Below are 2,013 nucleotides of genomic sequence, written 5' to 3'. Positions count from 1 at the left end.
GGACAATTGGTTCAGGCTGGTCAATCTTTATTCTCTATCGTGAATGACGGAAGCATTTATGTAACGGCAAACTTTAAAGAAACTCAATTGGAGAAAATTAAAGAAGGTTCTAAAGTAGAAATTGAGGTTGATGCTTATCCAGACGAAAAAATTGAAGGCGAAGTATATAATTTCTCTCCAATTACTGGTGCAAAAGGATCTTTATTGCCTCCTGATAATGCTACTGGTAACTTTGTTAAAGTAGTTCAGCGTGTTCCGGTAAAAATCAAAATCCATCCATCAAAAGAACTGTTGGCTAAGTTGCGCCCAGGAATGRGCGTTAAAGCATCAGTATCTACTAAATAATAATTAAAATGGCCGAAGTAGGTTTAAAAAAGTGGATTATTACATTTACGGTAATCACAGCTTCATTATTGGAGCTGATTGATACGACTATCGTAAACGTGGCAATTCCACAAATACAGGGAAACCTGGGCGCTACCCTAGAGGATGTGGCCTGGCTTTCTACAGGCTATGCGGTAGCGAATGTTATCGTGTTGCCAATGTCGGGCTGGTTAGGTAACCGATTCGGCAGGAAAAATTACTTTCTTACCTCCATCATCGTTTTTACACTCGTTTCCTTTTTGTGTGGAAATGCCACTTCATTGAATGAACTTATTTTATTTAGGATCATTCAGGGTTTGGCCGGCGGTGGTTTAATATCAACAGCGCAAGCTATTTTAATAGAAACCTGGCCACGTGAAGATGTGGGTATCGCAACTGCCTTATTTGGTTTAGGAGCTGTAGTTGGGCCAACTGTTGGGCCAACCATTGGTGGATATATTCTGGAAATCAGTTCATGGCCCTGGATCTTTTATGTGAATATTCCCGTCGGAATTCTCGCGGCCTACTGTACGTACACCTTTGTTCGGGCAACCCCGAAATCAGGGCAGGGGCAACCTGTCGATTGGTGGGGTATCGCATTATTGGCTATTGCAGTAGGTAGTTTACAAACATTATTAGAAAAAGGGGAGAGCGAAGATTGGTTTGCTACACCATACATTACCGCATTGGCCGTGGCCTCGGTATTTGGCTTACTGTTATTTATATGGCGAGAAATGACCACCGACCACCCGATTGTGAACTTTAAAATTATGAGACACAGAAGTTTCTCTGTGGGGATGTTTACCTCATTTATTTTGGGTTTCGGGTTATACGGGTCAGTGTTTGTATTTCCGGTATTCTGTCAGAATTTGTTAGGATTTTCACCTTTGCAAACCGGAGAAATCTTGTTCCCAGGTGGATTATGTACCATTGTAATGATGCCGTTTATTGGTATTATGCTTAAAAAAGGTGTTCCGGCACAAATTATGGCCACCTTTGGTATGTTGGCATTCTTCATTTTCTGTTGGATGTTGAGTAATTCGACTTTACAATCAGGAACTGGCGATTTCTTCTGGCCGCTGGTAATCAGGGGTGTAGGTATGGCCTTATTGTTTGTCCCTTTAACCACACTTGCCATCCAGGATTTAAAAGGACCAGAAATCGGTCAGGGATCAGGTTTGAACAATATGATGCGCCAATTGGGCGGCTCATTCGGTATCGCAGCTTTAACTACATTAATTCACGTCCGTTCGGGTTTCCACAGAAGTGTTTTATTGGCAAATGTGAACGATTATAACCAACCATTTGTGGATCGTTTTAACGGATTGATTAAAGGTTTTATGGCAAAAGGACAAACCTTGTTTGATGCCAAAATTATGGCAGCAAAAGCGATGGAAGGAATTGTAACCAGGCAAACAATGTTACTTACCTATGACGATGCCTATTGGGTTGCTGGATTAATCATGTTGTTCTCCATCCCACTACTTTATCTTCAAAAGTTTAAGAAAAATGCAAATATTCCTGCCGATGTGCACTAAAATTTGCAAAGAAATGCCGTAAAAAATGGCAAAAAACAAAAACAGCCGGTGTATTTTATTACATCGGCTGTTTTAACCCAAAAAATTAACAATCAATGCAATGCCCTTAAAC

General features: G+C 40.7%; 2 protein-coding genes. Both read left to right on the top strand.

The genetic code is table 11. The annotated features are described in order from the left end of the window. On the top strand, positions 1-345 hold a 345-nt coding region (locus tag AC1DPQ_RS26240; RefSeq protein WP_477611364.1), incomplete at its 5' end, for an HlyD family secretion protein. A gap of 8 nt (positions 346-353) precedes the next feature. After that, positions 354-1,901, top strand: coding sequence for a DHA2 family efflux MFS transporter permease subunit (locus tag AC1DPQ_RS26235; RefSeq protein ID WP_477611363.1), 1,548 nt, complete (start codon positions 354-356; stop codon positions 1,899-1,901). Positions 1,902-2,013: the final 112 nt, after the last annotated feature.

The sequence above is a fragment of the Pedobacter sp. 01T416_2 genome, from assembly GCF_056398925.1.
This window is presented reverse-complemented; position numbering and strand designations above follow the sequence as displayed.